This is a genomic window from Spirosoma endophyticum (assembly GCF_900112365.1).
Classification (GTDB): Bacteria; Bacteroidota; Bacteroidia; order Cytophagales; family Spirosomataceae; genus Spirosoma; species Spirosoma endophyticum.
In genome coordinates, this window is the sequence record NZ_FOLQ01000001.1 from 297,683 (window position 1) to 314,855 (window position 17,173).

Here is a 17,173-nt window from a genome sequence, read left to right on the forward strand (position 1 = left end):
GTGAAAAGAAGACGTACTGAACGAGAAGGGATTACGGGTTAAAAAGTAAATCAACCCTGTCAACTACTGATACGGCCTAAACTCCCCGACTCATATGCGCAAACTATACAGCCTAGTCGCTATATTTGTCAAAATATAGCGACTAGGCCGTGTTCTGCTGTTAGTATAAAAACCGCTACATGGTCGATCTGTCAGCAAAAAGCGGATAGTGACAGGGTCGGTCTCCGTTAAGTGCTTCTTTATGAAAAAACTCCTCCTTCTTTTAGGCCTGTTTTTACCCATCGGTTTAAAAGCGCAAGCACTACGTATTGCTGTAGCGGCCAACGCTCAATTCGTGATGGAAGAACTCAGGAACGCTTTCCAGAAAAAAACCGGCATCACTGTCGAATCCATTGTCAACTCGTCCGGCAAGCTCACTACGCAAATTCAGCAGGGAGCGCCCTACGATGTTTTTTTGTCGGCTGATATGGCCTACCCCACAACGTTGCATGAGCAGGGACTGACGACGGCCGCACCGGTTGTGTACGCCTATGGGTCGCTGGTTTTGTGGACGCTGGGCGAGTTTCCTTTGTCAACTGATTTAAAAGGCTTACTTAACGGGAACATTCGCCATGTCGCTATTGCCAATCCGGCCACTGCTCCGTATGGCGAAGCGGCTGTTTCGTTATTGAAATACACGAAGTTACTGGAGAAAGTCCAGCCGAAAATCGTGTACGGCGAAAGCATTGCGCAGGTGAATCAGTACGTATTAACGGGCTCAGCGGAGGTTGGTTTTACCGCCAAGTCGGTCGTGATTGATCCCAGTCTGAAAGGAAAAGGCCACTGGATCGATTTACCCGCCAAAGGCTATTCGCCAATTGCGCAGGGTGTCGTGATTCTCAAACGTACCAGCCAGTTGAAAGCGGCCGAACAGTTTACCGCGTTTTTGGGTAGTCCGGCGGCTCGCCGTATTTTGCAGCAGTTTGGCTATCGTACCACCAAGTCCTGATTTATACTTTTCAGCCCATGCCCATCGACTGGGAACCCATTTGGTTAACCCTGCGCTTAGCCAGCATTACTACCCTGCTCCTATTAATCATTGGCTTGCCACTGGCTGGTTGGCTGGCGCTCAGTCGATTCCGGCTCAAGCCCGTAGTCGAGGCCATTATTAGCCTCCCGCTGGTATTGCCGCCTTCGGTCGTTGGGTTTTACCTGCTTCTGGCTTTCAGCCCGACGGGTGGTTTAGGGGGCTGGTTGTTACGTACGGTGAATGTGCAACTGGTCTTTTCGTTCGAGGGCTTGGTAGTGGCATCACTGCTGTATAGTCTGCCGTTCATGATACATCCCATTCAGGCAGGACTGGAAAATTTGCCCGCTTCCTGGCGAGAAGCTTCCTACACGCTAGGTCAATCGCCTACACGAACGCTGTGGCGCGTACTACTGCCAAATTGCAAACCAGCCCTACTAACGGGAATCGTCTTGTCGTTTGCCCATACGATTGGCGAGTTCGGCCTGGTTATGATGATTGGCGGTAATCTGCCGGGCCAGACGCGAGTTGCCTCCATCGCTATTTATGATGAAGTCGAACTCCTGCATTTTGAAACAGCCCACACCTACGCAGCGCTGCTTCTGGGACTTTCGTTCGCTATATTATTGCTGGTTTATGGCATCAACAAACGGGTGACGGTATGATTCACATAGACATTACCATGCCTCGTTTGTTTGCTGAAGGAACCGGTGCGCTCCAGCTACAGGTAGCGTTGGCGCCCGGTAGCCTAACCGCCGTGGTTGGTCCATCGGGTTCAGGCAAGACGACTTTACTACGTGTACTGGCGGGATTGGAAACGCCCCCTACAGGACGTATTGACAGTAACGGAACCAGTTGGTTCGATACCAGCCAACGAATTAATCTGTCACCTCAACAACGTTCGATCGGATACGTATTCCAGGATACGGCTTTATTCCCGAACATGAGCGTTCGCGAAAATATTCAATATGCCGCGCCTTCGGGGCAACGTCAACTCGCCGACGAACTTATTGATGCAACGGGCCTTAATTCGTTTATCAACAAAAAACCAACGGTTCTTTCGGGAGGTCAGCGGCAGCGGGTGGCCCTGGCGCGTGCCTTAGTTCGGCGTCCGCAACTCTTATTGTTGGACGAACCATTTGCCGCGCTGGACCCGGCAGCGGCTCAAACGCTACGTCAGGTACTCCTGGATTTGCACCGCACCTGGGGCACAACGACCTTATTGGTCAGCCACCACGACATCGACGTTCAGGCGTTGGCCGATCGCGTTATCCGGCTGGTGCAGGGTCAGATTCAAGCTGATTATAGGACCGAAGTCGGTAGTTCTGCTACGTTCCCAAGGGAGCGTATTCGACGTATTGACTTTGAAGAAACGCATCACCAGTGGGTTATCGAAACGGAAACGACGGAATTGCGCTCAACGAATCCGGCCTGGGGCCAACTAAAAATTGGTGATCTGATCGAAATCTCATGGACTCCGAAAGCGCTTTAAGGAGGTTTTTAAAATTTACTCATCCATGAAACCACTACCTGGCTCATTGGCTACTAAGAATCAATTGGTAAGGCGTTATTGCTAACTATCACCAACGTTCGATGCACACAGCTATTGAACCGTTCATTGCCAAATTAGGCGACAGGCCAATTAGTATTGTCCGCATTCAGCCGGGCCAGACGAAACAGGCCCTGGCGAGTCAGGAAACGCTGGCTCGGCAATTAAATCCAAAATTTCCGTTCAGATACCGATTCGCCGACGAAGCTTTTCAGCAAATGTACCGCAGCGAAACCCTCGTCGGGGCGCTGGCCAATTACTTCGCATTTCTGGCCATCTTCATTTCTTGTCTGGGGCTATTCGGGCTGGCGGCTTTTATGGAGGAGCAACGTACCAAGGAAATCGGGATGCGCAAAGTACTGGGGGATTCCGTCACCAGCGTTGTTGCTTTACTTTCTCAGGACTTCCTTAAACTGGTGCTGGTCGCCATCGTTATTTCGTCGCCCATTGCCTGGTACGCCATGAGCCAATGGTTACAGGGCTATGCTTACAGAATCAATATGGATTGGTGGGTTTTTGCCTTGGCGGGCCTACTGGCCATCGGTATTGCGCTCTTAACGATCAGTTTCCAAAGCATCAAAGCCGCGTTAATGAATCCGGTGAAGAGTTTGCGAAGTGAATAAGGAGTGAACACTAATACTTATAGTTTCGCTAAGTCTTCCAGCCTCGTTATCCATTCATCAAAGTGTGGACATTCGTTTCGGAGCACAGCCAGCGTTACATCTTTCAATATTAAGATTCCATCTGCGATTTTGTTGTATCCTGAACAAAGTGATAAAATACGCTTCGACGGGGCCGTATGTGGACTATCATTAATCTCTTCAGGTGTCTGGTATGTCTGTCTTATCGCAGCTAAGCTACCTGTAGGCAATTCAGGATGATCGAGTTGAAGCCAGCTCTCGGTGTGCGCTGGATCAGCAAAAAGTAACGCTTCAAACTCATGAAGTTGTAAATACGGAATGAATCGATAGTGGTTAATACGTTCTTCAAGTGCCTGTTCGAGTTGGGCAACACGGTCGTATGGACGTAGTAATCGAGTTTCATCGAAAGCCGGGAACTGGTTATCCAAGCCATACAGATCAATTAATGTCGTGTGCCAGGCAGTAGGATCTTCGCTAAGCCACTGTCTTATGTCGAACTCTGCCTTTCCAAAACTGGTATAACCTCCTCGATGTCCTTTACTGGTACGTAGTCGGCGCACATCGGCATAGATGCCTAATGGAAGTAGATGTGGACGCAGAATCTGGTTAACGAATTGCTCTTCAGCATGCCCTTCGGCCGTAACATTTAGTCGAATCATGGAGTACCACCGATTACATTTTTCTCCCACAAATCGCCCAAGCTATACTCGGTGAGCCAGGTAGCGAGTACTTCGGACTTTAACCGTCGAAATGTGGAATGACCATCTTCACGATCAACAACAATAATATCATCGGGTGTGAACGCATTGACCAGATTAACGCTCTGGGTTGACACGATAACCTGTGCGCGCGACGCAGCTTTTTTTAGCAAACCGGCCAATAAAGCCAGTGCTGTGGGATGCAGCCCCAGCTCGGGTTCATCTAGAAGAATCAAGTTGGGGAGCTTAGGCTGTAAAAGTAATGTTGCCAGGCAAATAAAGCGCAGCGACCCATCGGACAAATCACCCGCATTGAAGCGCATATCTGATTGATTATCCTGCCATTCTAAGAGAATCTTTTGCTCATTATAAGGATTGGGACGGAATACGAAATCCTTGAAAAAAGGCAACATCAATTGTATTGTACTAATAATACGCTCGTAATGCTTTGGCGACTTTTGCTGCATGTACCACAGAAAAGCGGCCAGATTACCAGCGTCAGCGCGTAAAAAAGAGGTGTCAGTTATATCGCTCAATTTCTTAACGGGAGCTTCAGTACTTGTATCATGAAAGTGATAGACACGCCAGTCAGCCAATACTTCCCGGATCAATCGGCTAAACCATAAATCATTTTTTGATAGCTGCGATTCTGTAGATCCAGTAGCAATTGTATCTCCCTCATAGCCAATAGCAGGGTTCTGCACAGACGCTACTATCTCCTCGTTTTCAATAATGAGCCGATCTCCTTCTGCTGGAAGCAGTTCTATACGGTACATGTTATCACCAACAAATAATTCAATGCTAATCACGTGTGTCTCCCGACTTCCGTAATGCAGGAGTTTGTCAGCACCGCCTTTCACAGCTGTATAAACTTGTAAACGCTGGTCGATTATTTCATGAAGAAATCGAAACAGTTCAATAAAATTTGACTTACCCGCGCCGTTCTGTCCAATCAGGATATTAAGATTTTGAATTGGCAGATCTACGCTCTTGATTGTCCGGAAGCCACTAACAAAAATTGATTGTAAGGTATGTTGCCCATCCATAGCCAAAACTACAATTATTTTTCTACCCTGTTGGTATGTTTATCTTAGTAGAGTGTAATCGCTTGTTAGAACGTATTAGCATCGAAATAGCTTCCAGAGTATAACGTAGTAAAGCAGCGCTGGTGAATATGTAAATTGAATTGCCTGCTTTCGTTGGTTCAATCAATGATACCCAATATACATAGCTGGTCGTCTAACAAGCATTGCGCCAGATGTAATGGAAATGGTAGCACTGTGTTCCCCATTGCCCAGTTGGGAGACGAGCGTAGGTAGTGCACAGATCGGCATAAGGCTAAAAATAATTCGTTGGTCTGAAAATCATGCCGAACAAAGAAAGGCACCAATTCAACCACCTGTGGATGTTTAATAGCCATATCTGCCCCGGCAACAGCTCGACCTTTATCATCATGACGAGTTTCTAACTTGTACAATCCTGCACTAACTTCAGTGTTCTGTGCCTTTTGTGGTGTTGGTAGTTTACCCACAGAAAAATAATGCCACAAATCAGAATTAGTTTGATCCAGAAATCCACTTAGCTCAGTGAAGTTTCGAGCGGGAGAATCATCATCAACTATTGGTACATATTGCGGGGTTTCGTTACCCATGCGTAGCCGGATGACACCCAGCAAATTAGTTAGCTTGCTGTCGTGCCGCGAATATTTACCCTTAATGCTCGTATTGGATATATGAGAGAAGTCCAAAACATCACGTTTTGATGTTAATTCCTCATTTTTAAGCTGCGGCCAAATATGATAACGAGAATCTGAGCCGCTGCCATTTCGCCAAACATCAGCTTCTATCATTACGACAGTTGGACGTTCATGTTGAGCAGTTACTACCTGAGCAGCAAATTCAGCTAATTGACTGTTAGTAAGATTCAAGGCATTCTTGTCGGGCGCATTATGCCACTCTGCCCGTTTCTCTGCCAGCATCCGCCCAATGGTTGGGCCAGCTTCGACATAAGGTATCCATTGATTAGGTTGGCTTGGTAGACATACGTCCACTTCTCCCGTCGCCCGAAGTCGAACGGCTATAGCAAGATGCGTTTTGGGTATGTCTGATTTAGCATTGGTTTGGCGCCGGTACAATGCGATTAAATCAAGTTTATTAGCTGCTTCATCAGGTAAGCCAGCTTGCTTATAAATATCGGATGGCGCTCCCAGAAGAGTACCGGTCTGACGCAGTACAAGATCAAAAAGACTCAATTGAGCACGTACTAAATCACCAGTTTCTGCCTTATTATTCTTAAATTCCTTCACTTTTTTGATACACTGCGACGCTATATTTAGTTGAGCATAAGCATCGCGAATAGCGCCCTTCGGCTGCTGACGTGGATCAATGCCTTTTCCGATTTGATAATTAATCTCAATAAGTGCAAGATTTATTGCTCCGTTTGTTGGTACATAGGGTTTGAGGAATTCGACCCATAATGCCTTTTTCTCGTGTTGCTGTTTTAGAAAATAAAGAGCTGTGTCTTTATAGAGTGGGTCAGTAGTGTCTTTGTTATAAAGAGCAAGTAGTTGGCTGTTCGTGATATATATGTCAACCACATTTAGCCATGCAGGGTACGTATCACCCTCATCAATAAGTAGCATCCGTTTTAGTTGTTGATGCAATAAAGAACGGGTACTGTTTTCCTGACAGACAACCAATATTGAAATTGGGGAATGAGGTAGGTTTACTGATAATCGTTCTTGCAACGTCTGTAAAGGCCCATCACCAGCCTTCCTAGCTGGCGACTTTCTATCCCGCCGAATTTCAAGTTCTTTCCTATACTTCTTAAACGGCAACATAGCCGCTGATGCGGAGAACCCAATAGGTGCAGACATATCGGCAGGCAATTGATCATCTGGTTGTAGCAACCCATCTAACTGTTTAATAACTGCTTGTATAATCGCATGCCGCTCATCAAGATGAAAACCAGTCTTAATACCATGCTGTCGATTATGATACTTATAGCCCTCAGCATGTACAAGGAGATATTCATCACCAAAACGGTCCGTAGTGTTGCCTTTAACTCCAAATCGGTCAGGATTATTATAAACGAGTTCTGGTCCTGCTAGTTTACGACCACCTACTCCCTCCAATAACTCAGGCAAATACTCATCCCAACAAAGATGGCCTGTATCACGATGGTGGGTTACCGGTAAACGTACAAGTGTTCCGTCGAAGGGATAAGTTGTTATACGTCCGGTGCCGATTCCAACTAATATGGATGTATTTCGGTTAAAATTTCCATTATCCAGTCGTTCATGTGCATATCGTTGGCAACTTAATTTTAAGAAAACCCAAGGTTTCAAATTACCGTCTGCATAAGTACGTCCCGCTTGTGTCTGCACAATAAAATCAAGTCGATACGCAAAATAGCCTTCACGGGGAGTGCTTTTACCAGTCTTTTTATTTTCATCAACATATGTAGCTTGAAAAGGCTGACTAACCACAAACAGACCAGTGCGATCACCACTATTACCCTGAACTCGACGCCACTTGATTTCTTGTCCGTCGCCAATGTTAATGGTTTTCTCATGAAGTAACGAAGCCAGTAAAGCGGGGACTGCTTGATAAACCAAACCATTTTCATGACCAGGATTCAATATCATCAACTCTGGCTTAATTGTTCGCCAAGTATCCTGATTTGGTAGCTCTCTTAGTGAGTCAAGGAATCGTTTACTATCATCAGCTTTTTTCTTCACCCGTTGCGGCAAGGTGTCAACCCAGTGTTGTCCCCAGATATTAATAAGCGGGTGTAGATCATCTAGTTCTGGCCGGTGCAATACACCATTCGTACCGACTACAAGAGCCCGATGATTATCCGCATTAAACCATTCAAAACCATGCGTTAAGGTAGGTGCACAGGCTAATAAAGCATTGTTTAAACGACGTAACGGAGGAGCTTGCTTTCGCTGGGATGTGCTAATTGCCTTCCTAAACGCAGCAATTGCCAGTTGATAGCTAGGAGCGAATAAAAGTGTTTCAACGTGCAAGTCTCGAATCACTTCGGGGGATACGGTATACCGAGCTAAGGTAATGTCAGGATTAATCATGGTGTGGGGGTTGGTTTATCGGGTGCCCATTGAAAATTAACAATATTATCTACTATTGCAGTAGCCAACGGACCGTATAGCGGTTGGCAAATCATCTCTTCTGCGTTTTTAGCATCTCCGGCTACATATTCTGCCAGTAGTTGAATCATGGCCGTTAGTAAGCTGGTTTTGGGTGTATCTGCCACACCTGGCGTCTTAGCATTGACAGGCCCCCAGGCCGCATCAACGAAGTACGCCCGAAACGGAACCCCTCCCCGTAGTAACCGGCCAACGGCTTGGATAATATAACCTAGTGTAGTGGCTGCTAAATCTTTGCGAGGGTAACATAGCAGTTCTTCATTATCAAACAGCATACTGTAGTATTGCCGGCTTTCAACCAATTGCCAGTATCGTGTCGCCAATCGGCGTGCGGCTTCGGCGCGCCCGGCCAATCCGTCAGTTTGCCAGGCCGCAAAATCAGTCTTCTGTTGCCAATCAAGGGTACGTCGGTTAACTTCCTGAGCGATGGCCTGCGTGTCATGCGGATGTGGATAGGGGCGTGTCAGAAAATAAACGGCGCCAAAAGCTGCTTTGCCGTTCGCATTCAGGATATTGAATCCACGCCCAATGGCACTCAGCGGAGCCACTAGTACCCGTCCACCCGTTCGAGCAAATTGTTCGATATCGGCTCGCAGAACGGTGAAAACTTTGTCCGCCTTTGTTAGCGAAACTTGATTCTCCGAGGTCTGCTCGTCGTTGTCTGCTACGAGATATTTGATCATACTCTGTTGGTCGGGCCATTGAAGTCGTAATTTATCGGCGACCCATTTAGCCTGTTCATAGGAGTTGACGAATAAAAGTAAGCGGTCTCGGTCATCCCAAGTGTAATTTTTCTGATTATCAGGTAGCTTTCCTGCCTGTTTTAGGCTTTCAAGTGTCTGGCCAAGATGACCTCGACCATTCGCACCAGCCAGTTGTCCAATCATTTGTTCTAGTCGACTCAGTACTTTTGACTGCCCAGTCCCAGAAATGCGAATCGGTTTATTATTTGAGTCATACTGTGGCAGAAATGCGAAAAGGCTCTCGGCAATAGCATCACTGTCTTCTTGATGAGGGAGAAGTACGTAATGAGGACGACCAACATGAAAAGCTGTTGAATCGGGTAGGTAAGACGTACCTGATAAAGCCAGTACGTTAGAACCGCGTCGTCCCGTCAAAGACGTGAGTAGATTATGAAAGTTCAGGACGTAACACCGGCCAATATTGGTATAGGCAAACAAACTTAAGCTCTGATTTCCCTCGCCACGTGCATAGTATGTTCCAAACTGTCGTCCGGTTAACGGCACAGGAAGGATTGTCTGCATAGATGTGTTAGTGCGATAATTGGGTGATGTGCCTTGAAGGGCAGCATTGTCGGGACGACTGTCCCACTCATAAAAAATAATTCTGGCACGGTTGTCAAGCAACGTAACAGTCAGAACAAACTGAAGTCGATAAGCTAGACTGTCAATCGTATCAACGTCCTTCTCCGTAAACACATTCGATGAATTTTCTTGAGATTCACTACGTATCTGTTCACGCAACTTGTCCAATTGAGTTGAAGTTTGCGGAAAATGCTCAAGAATCCACAAGCGGCAATCTTGCATCATGACTGGGTTCAAAGCGTTATTACCAGTCGCATCAATGCGAAGTAAAATGATTGACAAAGCAGCCGCAGCCTGGTTACCTGATACGCGCGTTAATTCTTCCGCTTCCAGAAGTACGCTGAAAACGCTCATGACTTCCAATGTACGTTGTTCGTGTTCCTGCCGGATAGCCTGCGGAACGTCTGGTCCGTCCACTTCTCTTAATCCGGCTATACGCCTTGCTAAACGGTAGAAAAGTGTTTGTGGCGTAAATTGTCGCTTAGCAATCCATTTTGTTAAAATATCATCATTGGCTTTGTCATTGACCGAGTCGAGCAAGGTTAATACTGATGTAACTAGCTGTTGTCCTGAACGTTCGGCTCCACTCCAACGCTGTGTGCGTGACGCACGGGCCATGGTACGGTATTGGATAGCATATTCCTCTGTTGGCACTGTGATTTTATCGAGTAGGCCCTTTCCACCACCCGTAAGCTTCACTTCTTGAGCGTACTGATCGTCAAACCATTTAATGATGGTGTCGGCTTCATCAAAGATCACCACATCGGATTGTTCATGAATCAACTCGCCTAGTCTAAGGCGTCGGTTATCCCAGTGAACTGGTAGCGGGCTGATACCCATTGCACCAGGCGTAGTAATCCAGATAGCGGCCGTTGGCATATCGCGATAAAGTTGATATTGCGGGCAGGTTGCTATAAATGGGCAGGCACTTGCTTTTTTCTCAGGTACTTCTTCTGGCTTATTATTTGACCCACTTTTTTTAGGTTTCGGCTTAACCATTTTGTGTAACTGCCGACAAGGTTCTGTGCCAGGAACGAAGACACCGCCATTGAAACGTTCAGCGATCACATTGTCAGGTAGGCAACTTTGTAATGGGCAAAGCGGGCTAATCCAACGCTCAGCCCAATGTGGTTGATGGCGAGCCTTGTGACGTTGATACTCTTCTGATGAGTAAAATCCTTTACAATGAGCTTGGCGGTTGCTACGTCCCAGTAACGGCACTGCTATTGGTGTGTCCGTTTCAGGTATATCCAGGAACCAGTAATTCAATTGATTCGCTAGTCGAAGAGCTGACTGAACATCGCCTACCACTAATGTTAGCCGCTGATTTGATGCTTGCTCAACCATATAAGCAGCCAAAAGCATAGCTAGTGTTGATTTACCCGAAGCAACCATGCCCGCTATATGCGTAAAGCCATCTAGGGTCAACCATTCAGCTTCCTCAAGAGTTGTTTCCCCAACTATTTACAACGTCAATCGATCCAGACGTTCAGACCAGGAAGTAGAAGGTGGTGAATATCCGTAACGTATTGCTAATGATCGTTCACGTTGATCAATTCGTTGTGCTACGGCTCGTAAAGATGTAATGGACACTCGAAATGAATCTCGTTCATCAGGGATAGTCAACCAGCTTGTTGGTAGTGGCGGTTGTTGATCCAACAAGTCTGCGGGAAAGATTACATTGGCTTCGACAATTTGATGCCTAAGGACTCCTTCGGACGAGGTCGCTTGAACATGGGTTTTGAAATAGTAAGAAAGGTTAGCCACAGCCAGATTAGGAGGAGTTTGGCGGTGATAATCAAGCCGAGAGACCATACATTGCTCGTAGATGGTCAAATGGATTTGGTGTTGATAGCTCTCTGGACGTCGGGCGTGAGTAAGAAGTGTAGGGCCAGGCGGGTCAACTTCGAATTCATAGCCTCGCCATTCGTCAGGTAATTCCTGATACCTCCGTAATTCATTTAACCATGCCGATTTAGCTGAAAAGGGAACAATCTGACGAACATTATCTAAAGCGGTACGATCCTCGTCGGCGAGCTGTTGTAGTCGGTGTTCAAATAAAGGCGACGCTCCAAGGAGCGCCCAGAATATTATTACAGGTTCATCCGCAAAACCTAGTCGCTCGGCCAATGCAAAGGTTAATTCAGTCCGTAATAATGAGTAAGCCTCCGTTTTGGACAAAACCTCGTCGTTTACAAGTTCGTCAATCCGGGCAGTGAGGCATGCGGGCGGATCAAACAATGGTAAAAAGTTCATGGCTTTCGGCGTGGTTTACGAATAGATTTTAAGTGAAGATCAACGCGATCAAGCAGTTGGCTACTGCTGACAATATTATGGCTGGCTGGCAAATCCGTGTTGCTTTTCAACAAAGGCAGGTAATGTGGATTATTTTCAATCCATCGGTTAGGGATTACATAAAATGCAGAACGATAGTCTAAGCCATTGCGATCGTCAATTGTCTTAAGTTCTGGTAGTAATCGCTGTGGGTTCTGGTAATCTTTTACATCAATTGCCCAAGCCATTCCATTCGCAAATTCGATTCGTATGTCGTATTGATCAACTCCTGGCCAGAGTTCAACTGCCTTCAGCAGACTAGGCTGCTCTTGTTGGCGCTTACCTAATTGGTTGAAAAGAAAAAGCTCAGGTAAGCCTGGAAAGCAAGTGCGAACATGGATTCCTGTTCGTATGCGAAGTATAGGCTCCCGTTCACTAGACTCTTGCCAAATGTGTTCAGCTTCGACCGGGTGATAATTACAGATACTTTGCCTAATACCCACCAAGGCATTTCCTTCCCAGTGCAACGGCCCACAATGATGACAAGACCATTGAGTTTGCCCGTCATTACATGGCTCATAGAAATCGCAAACATTGGGGAACGTCACGTACTTGCCAGACCAGAATTTCCTACGAATAGCATTGGTCGTGGTAATTGGTGATTCGATCAAAAAACGGCGTAGTTGGACATATTCCTGCTGAATCTGCTCTCGCTGTTCGGCATTCGATTCGTCTCGATAGGCATCCTTTAAATTAAGATAGAGCGATCTAAATAGGCGATTTTCTACAGCTACCGTTGTGTACATAGGTGAAGCAGTAGCGTCTATTTCGCTTAATACAGAATAGTAGTAAGCGACTGCTTCATCCGACGGTCGATTATGTATTAGCAAAGAATCTGTGGATGCAAATTCTTTTGGTAATGCGTAGCTAGCAGGCCACCATGACTGTATAGGTTGATGAAACAAATTGAGCCAACCTTGAAGTGTTCGAGGAGCGCTAGTTGATAGTTGTAAAGCAAGATGTTGGCAGACCTGTTGAAATAAAACTGGGTAAGGGTAAGGTGATTGCCGTTGCTTGTTGGTTAACTCATACAAGCCCAGTAGAAGCTTATCGAATAAGATAGTTTGCGGCATAGGACAGTATTTGTTTCTTCATTGAATCATTGGTATTACAAATAAAACACATTATTTTCTTTGTGTCAAGAGTGAAATGAGTTTTTTTTGTGTGAAACAGTAAAATCTTATGGCATATCAATTAGATGCTGATAGGTTGGCGACACTACTCCGTGCAAAACGGGCAGGGAGAGGTTTACGCGATATCGCCGATGAAATAGGGGAAGTAAGTCCGTCGACACTGTCACGGGTCGAAAATGGTAAGGCACCCGACCTTACTACTTTTTTATTAATCTGTGACTGGTTACAGGTAGCACCAGATGAGTTATTGCGAAAAGAAGAGGACACTACAGGTAAAGAAATAAACCCTTTAGAAGAAGTTGCTTTATTGCTACGTTCTAATAAGAATTTAGACGCTGCAACAGCTAAAACCTTGGCTACCGTAATAAAAGCGGCCTATCAAAGTTTAACGGGCAATCCTAATACGCCAGAGTCTAACTGATGTCCACCAACAGTTTGAGCTTTGCTTTCCGGCAACGATGCGAGTCTATTGCCACCGAGCAGCGTTACTTACTAAAGAAATTGGCCTTTGATCCACTACCCGCCATCGATTTAGCGAATATTTTGGGGGCCCATCTTCAATCGACCGAACAAATAGGAATTGATGTGGATGCGCTCAATGAATTGATGGGCGCCCAGAATTGGTCTGCGATGCTTTTCGGCGCAAATCCACCAATGATTATCTATCGTCCAGATCACAGTTTAGCTAGGCTAGAGTCTGACCTCATGCATGAGCTAGCCCATATATTGCTCAAACATCCATACGGACGGTATGATCCAGCAACAGGTAAGATTAGTAAAAATAGTCAGCACGAACATGAAGCTGATTACTTAGGAAGCTGTCTGCAAATTCCTCGACGTGGTATGCAATGGGCGGCACAGTTAGGCTTAACAATTGATCAAACCGCTTTACACTTCTGTGCGAGTACACAAATGGTCGAATGGCGAAGTCGAATGACTGGTATAAGACTACTATGAACGGAACGGTTCAATAAACGGAATCGCGCTCTTAACGATCTGTTTCCAAAGCATCAAAGCCGCGTTAATGAATCCGGTGAAGAGTTTGCGAAGTGAATAATAGCACCACCTTCGTTTTCTTGAATATTATGCAGAAAAGCGCCCGGCTTGTTATAAACAAACAAGCCGGGCGCAATCGGTTTTCAATTCACCGTATTCAGGTTCGGTGGCTGAAACTAACACTAACTTCTAATTACGAACTGAGGGGTAAAAAACAAGTGTAACTGACTTTTGGTATCCGTAAACCAAGCACTCAACAGTCATGAAAACGTTAATCTGCTGCACACTTCTTGTGCTGGTTTTGTCCTGTAAAAAGACCGAATCCGATTCCGTAGCCCCCGAATATCCAGCATGGTATACACTTAAATCGCCCGTTGACCATTCCATTGAAGGCGTCTGGGTGATCGGGACAAAACTCTTTTGATTTCGGTCGGATACGCGATTTTCCGTTCCACCGATCAGGGTCAGAATTGGCAGCAGGTTCTCCAGCAGTCTCTGGGCATGTTCGGTATCGTTCAGTATAAAGATACATTGTTCACCATGAGCGGCATGCTGGACAACAAAGCCTTACTGAATCCGAGCAATTATAGCATTGATGACGGCCGGAACTGGCAAGTGTATCGAGGCCATAATATAGTGTTTGAATACGCGCCCTCGTTAGGCTATAAGGGTTTCCCTTTTAATCCGGTTACGGCTTCCAACGGCGTTTCCTACACAATCAACCGCGTCTTTCTGGACAGTCCCACGGCTACTACCGGTGCTTTTGAAACGCCCGGTATTCTTACGTCGGATGGTCGCCGGATTGATCTTCCCCAACTTCATCAGTTGAGCAGTCTATACCTGGACAGTAAGGAACGACTTTACCTTGCGGGCACAGATGCCGTGTATGGTCGGGGAAAGGACTTTGCCTTCTGTAATAGCAAGAATGGCCGAGGGGTTGTCTACATCTCTAAGAAGTCACTACTGTAGCCAAACTTTTATTACTAGCGCATGCTGAAAGGGACTTCAGTAAATGGTTGAGCCGTTACCGGGCGGTCCTTGCGGGTTAGGTTTCGGTCGAACGGGCGGCTGAGGTTATTTCCCGCCAGATCTTCCAGCCGACTCTCAATACGCAACCTGTACAGACCAGCTTTCCAGGCTTCGCCGGGTATAAACAAGGCTCGTTTTTCTCTATCGGCCAGGTGCCATTTTCCTGAAACGGTTTCCCCAGCTTCGTTCATGACGTGCAGAGTTTCGGTCAGTAAACTGTAATCGAGTGCTTCGCCGAACGCTACGTCCAGCGGTTGTACACTGCCCGCTTGCGGCTGGTGTATCTGCCATCGTGCGGGCATGGGCGACAGGCTATCCCGTTGAACCGTAGAAAACGGTTTCGTTGTCGTCTTTGCTAATGTAGCTCCCTGCTGATCGGGCCAGTCCGCCAAAACAATGAGCTGATAACGACTACCGGCTTGTAAAGGTACCCCCAATCGTTTGTTGGGTTGCAGATCGCGCTTGATACGTCCGGGATCGAGCCAAAGGGTTAGAACGGTCCGGTCTGCGTTCCAAAGCTCGGGTTGAAGATCGAGAAACACACCGGGCAACGTATCGGTCCTGTTCTTTACCAGCGCTACGTATTTCTGCGATTGCCCTTCGCGCATGGGTCGCGAAAAATGCAGGTAGATTTTCAACAAGTTGTCCGGCAGGGAATCGCCGGACGGGTAGATCGCCAGCAACGCCGGCTTGTCGCCCGTGGCCAGGCCAGGAATGGTAATTTCGCTCAGGCGTTTATTTTTCAGCCACAGAACGTAGCGCAGGCCCCGCGTAAATGGAATGAGCGGCTCAAAGACAATATTGTCATCAATCCGTTTGTAATTGCCTAAAATAGCCACGTTCTGATCGGCCAGCCGTACCGACAACAGTTGCTCCAGCGAATCAGTCGGGATGGCTGGCGTGAACGATTTGGGAATAGCGATACCAACAGCCCGCTTGTTATCCCATCGGATGGTAATGCCAGTATCTTCCGCAGACTGGCAGGATAGCAGCAGCCCGGAAACAAAAAAAATCAGGCTATACGTAACGTATAACCTGATCAGGCCTTTTTCGAAATGTTTATAACATACGATCATTGGAAGTCCACAGATCAAGATTTCCGTTTGATCGACGTTGCAATAACACCATGCGAGAGTCGTCCAGTTTGTCGAGCTGGATCACGTTTGTCACGGGCAGCGATACAAAATCTACCCCGGCGGTGGCATAGTTTTCGACCACGGGCGTTGTCAGCGAACCCTGATAGGCCTCTATGTTTTTGTACTTCACCTTGAAGACCGGACGGCTCGAATTGGCCATCATCAAATATGATTCATCGCCTTTTTTCATCGTAACCATGTCAATCGGCTGATTTCCACTACCCATTTCGGCAACGGTACGTCCTTTTACGTGGCTTCCGGCCTTCAACTCATCAAGCGGGAACAGAACCAGCGGGGTACAGGTATAGCTGGCCACCAGGTATTTCTTACCTTTTATGTCGGTTGTCGTAAAGGTCTTGATGGGCGCCATTGTTTCGTATTTGCCGTGGGCCGCGTGGTAAATTTCAAGTGATGCCTGATCCTGAACGTTCGTAAACGGAAACGGAATGCTGCGGAATGTAGAGCCGAATTCCTGATTTGATAAGCCGCTGACCATCACTTTTCCATCGGCAAAACCCATATCCGAAATAGACGCAATACGTAGTGATTCACCGCGCTGGCCTTTGGCGTCTTCGGCAGGCGCGTTCGATAACGCGATGGTCGAAAACGGGATTTCTTTCAGCGATACATTGGTAATTTTATCGCCTTCAATCTTAAGTAAAACCGGCGTACCATCGCTATGCTGCACGGCACAATACACATTCTTCGAAACTGGATTAACGGCCATGTCCTGAATGGTGATGTTACTCACTTCGGTGCCTAAAAGAGCCGCAATTTTCTGATCGATGTTTTTAATTTCCACCGGATTTGGCTTTTCGACCAGTCCGGCATCTTTGGTGTCGACGGCAAAAACCGTTGCACTTTTTCCATCACCAATGAACAGAACCCCAGCCGGGCCAAACGTCATGGCATTGATTGATTTGATACCGGGTGTTCCGGTTACAAATCCATACTCATTTTTGGGCGAACGAGTCGTCGTAGCCAGCAAAACAAGTCCGGCAAAGGCAACCGCCAGTACGGAGTACGTCTTTTTCATGTAGGTAAAGGTTTGTTTTAAGAACACGTTGATATCCAGGCCGAATATAGGCATAGTATCCTAGTTATCAAGGTATTTCATTTTTGTTATTTCATAAATTTCCCTTTCCGCTACGTGCCAGG

Annotated in this window: 16 protein-coding genes; 8 read left to right on the forward strand and 8 right to left on the reverse strand. The window is 46.6% G+C overall.

All coding sequences use genetic code 11. The annotated features are described in order from the left end of the window. Positions 1 to 241: 241 nt before the first annotated feature. The 4 genes from modA to BM202_RS01200 all read left to right on the forward strand — a co-directional run bounded on the left by modA (position 242) and on the right by BM202_RS01200 (position 3,178). Positions 242 to 988 carry a molybdate ABC transporter substrate-binding protein gene (gene modA / locus BM202_RS01185; protein WP_093822640.1) on the forward strand — a complete coding sequence of 249 codons (747 nt, stop codon included), beginning with the start codon at positions 242 to 244 and terminating at the stop codon, positions 986 to 988. Between the two features lie 17 nt (positions 989 to 1,005). Further along, a complete protein-coding gene (modB, locus tag BM202_RS01190) occupies positions 1,006 to 1,671 on the forward strand; it encodes a molybdate ABC transporter permease subunit (RefSeq protein WP_093822641.1) in 666 nt (221 codons plus the stop codon). Further along, positions 1,668 to 2,498, forward strand: coding sequence for an ATP-binding cassette domain-containing protein (locus tag BM202_RS01195; protein ID WP_093822642.1), 831 nt, complete (start codon positions 1,668 to 1,670; stop codon positions 2,496 to 2,498). The genes modB and BM202_RS01195 overlap by 4 nt, the downstream gene beginning before the upstream one ends. A 101-nt stretch (positions 2,499 to 2,599) precedes the next feature. Continuing rightward, on the forward strand, positions 2,600 to 3,178 hold the full coding sequence (locus tag BM202_RS01200; RefSeq protein ID WP_093822643.1) for an ABC transporter permease: 579 nt from the start codon (positions 2,600 to 2,602) through the stop codon (positions 3,176 to 3,178). Between the two features lie 17 nt (positions 3,179 to 3,195). On the opposite strand, the gene BM202_RS01205 is transcribed toward BM202_RS01200, so the two are convergent. From BM202_RS01205 to BM202_RS01230, 6 genes are all read right to left on the reverse strand, one after another. Next, positions 3,196 to 3,855: a DUF4276 family protein gene (locus BM202_RS01205; RefSeq protein WP_093822644.1), complete on the reverse strand. Its 660-nt coding sequence runs from the start codon at positions 3,853 to 3,855 to the stop codon at positions 3,196 to 3,198. Then, entirely contained in the window at positions 3,852 to 4,940 is a 1,089-nt protein-coding gene (locus tag BM202_RS01210) for an AAA family ATPase (RefSeq protein ID WP_093822645.1), read from the reverse strand. The genes BM202_RS01205 and BM202_RS01210 overlap by 4 nt, the downstream gene beginning before the upstream one ends. A gap of 158 nt (positions 4,941 to 5,098) precedes the next feature. Next, entirely contained in the window at positions 5,099 to 7,984 is a 2,886-nt protein-coding gene (locus BM202_RS01215; protein ID WP_093822646.1) for an RNaseH domain-containing protein, read from the reverse strand. Further along, on the reverse strand, positions 7,981 to 10,752 hold the full coding sequence (locus tag BM202_RS01220; RefSeq protein WP_143100613.1) for a hypothetical protein: 2,772 nt from the start codon (positions 10,750 to 10,752) through the stop codon (positions 7,981 to 7,983). The genes BM202_RS01215 and BM202_RS01220 overlap by 4 nt, the downstream gene beginning before the upstream one ends. A gap of 99 nt (positions 10,753 to 10,851) precedes the next feature. Next, complete coding sequence (locus BM202_RS01225) at positions 10,852 to 11,643, reverse strand: pPIWI_RE_Z domain-containing protein (protein ID WP_093822648.1); 792 nt, start codon at positions 11,641 to 11,643, stop codon at positions 10,852 to 10,854. After that, positions 11,640 to 12,794 carry a restriction endonuclease-related protein gene (locus BM202_RS01230; protein ID WP_093822649.1) on the reverse strand — a complete coding sequence of 385 codons (1,155 nt, stop codon included), beginning with the start codon at positions 12,792 to 12,794 and terminating at the stop codon, positions 11,640 to 11,642. Before BM202_RS01230 ends, BM202_RS01225 begins: the two co-directional genes overlap by 4 nt. Positions 12,795 to 12,903: 109 nt before the next feature. Between BM202_RS01230 and BM202_RS01235 the strand changes: the two genes are divergently transcribed. From BM202_RS01235 to BM202_RS01245, 4 genes are all read left to right on the forward strand, one after another. After that, positions 12,904 to 13,275, forward strand: coding sequence for a helix-turn-helix domain-containing protein (locus tag BM202_RS01235; protein ID WP_093822650.1), 372 nt, complete (start codon positions 12,904 to 12,906; stop codon positions 13,273 to 13,275). Continuing rightward, a complete protein-coding gene (locus BM202_RS01240) occupies positions 13,275 to 13,811 on the forward strand; it encodes an ImmA/IrrE family metallo-endopeptidase (protein WP_093822651.1) in 537 nt (178 codons plus the stop codon). The genes BM202_RS01235 and BM202_RS01240 overlap by 1 nt, the downstream gene beginning before the upstream one ends. A 301-nt stretch (positions 13,812 to 14,112) precedes the next feature. Beyond that, a complete protein-coding gene (locus tag BM202_RS38040) occupies positions 14,113 to 14,274 on the forward strand; it encodes a hypothetical protein (RefSeq protein WP_245776474.1) in 162 nt (53 codons plus the stop codon). Next, positions 14,271 to 14,819, forward strand: coding sequence for a beta propeller repeat protein (locus tag BM202_RS01245; RefSeq protein WP_245776475.1), 549 nt, complete (start codon positions 14,271 to 14,273; stop codon positions 14,817 to 14,819). Before BM202_RS38040 ends, BM202_RS01245 begins: the two co-directional genes overlap by 4 nt. A gap of 14 nt (positions 14,820 to 14,833) precedes the next feature. Here the strand turns inward: BM202_RS01245 and BM202_RS01250 are convergent, their stop codons facing one another. Then, positions 14,834 to 15,955 carry an Ig-like domain-containing domain gene (locus BM202_RS01250; protein WP_245776476.1) on the reverse strand — a complete coding sequence of 374 codons (1,122 nt, stop codon included), beginning with the start codon at positions 15,953 to 15,955 and terminating at the stop codon, positions 14,834 to 14,836. Continuing rightward, complete coding sequence (locus BM202_RS01255; RefSeq protein ID WP_093823567.1) at positions 15,939 to 17,051, reverse strand: hypothetical protein; 1,113 nt, start codon at positions 17,049 to 17,051, stop codon at positions 15,939 to 15,941. Before BM202_RS01255 ends, BM202_RS01250 begins: the two co-directional genes overlap by 17 nt. Between the last annotated feature and the right edge of the window lie 122 nt (positions 17,052 to 17,173).